We start from the raw sequence: 641 nt of genomic DNA, 5'->3' as shown, positions 1-641 counted from the left end.
CCGCCTGCGTCGCCGGACACCTCACCCTCCCCACCGCCGCCAAAATCGTCGCCCTCCGCAGCCAGACCATCGCCCACCACCTCGCCGGACACGGCGGCATGATGTCCCTCGCCGCCCCCGCCCACACCATCAACCTCACCAACTGGCACGGCAAACTCTGGATCGCCGCCCACAACGGCCCCAACGCCACCGTCATCGCAGGCGACACCGACGCCCTCCACGAGTTGCACGCCCACTACACCGACCAAGGCACCAGGGCCCGCATCATCCCCGTCGACTACGCCTCCCACACCGGACACGTCGACACCATCAAGAACGAACTCGACCAGACCCTGGCCGACATCACCACCCAGCCCGGCACCATCCCCTGGCTCTCCACCGTCACCGGCCAATGGATCGAACCCGACACCCTCGACAACGGCTACTGGTACCGCAACCTCCGCCAAACCGTGCAATTCGAACACACCATCCGCACCCTCGCCGACAACGACTACCGCACCTACATCGAAGTCAGCCCCCACCCCGTCCTCACCACCGCCATCCAAGAAACCCTCGAAACCACCAACACCCCCCACACCACCATCACCGGCACCCTCCGCCGCGACGACGACACCCCCACCCGCTTCCTCACCCACCTCGCC

Annotated in this window: 1 protein-coding gene; it reads left to right on the top strand. The window is 66.8% G+C overall.

Going from position 1 to position 641, the window contains the following annotated elements; all coding sequences use genetic code 11:
• Window positions 1–641, top strand: a 641-nt coding sequence (locus ABD329_RS47965; RefSeq protein ID WP_344318318.1) for an acyltransferase domain-containing protein, incomplete at both ends; no start/stop codon positions are given.

The organism is Streptomyces javensis, from assembly GCF_039525925.1.
In the GTDB taxonomy this organism is placed as follows: domain Bacteria; phylum Actinomycetota; class Actinomycetes; order Streptomycetales; family Streptomycetaceae; genus Streptomyces; species Streptomyces asiaticus.
Note: the sequence above shows the minus strand (reverse complement) of the source record. Positions and strands in the feature narration are given on the sequence as shown.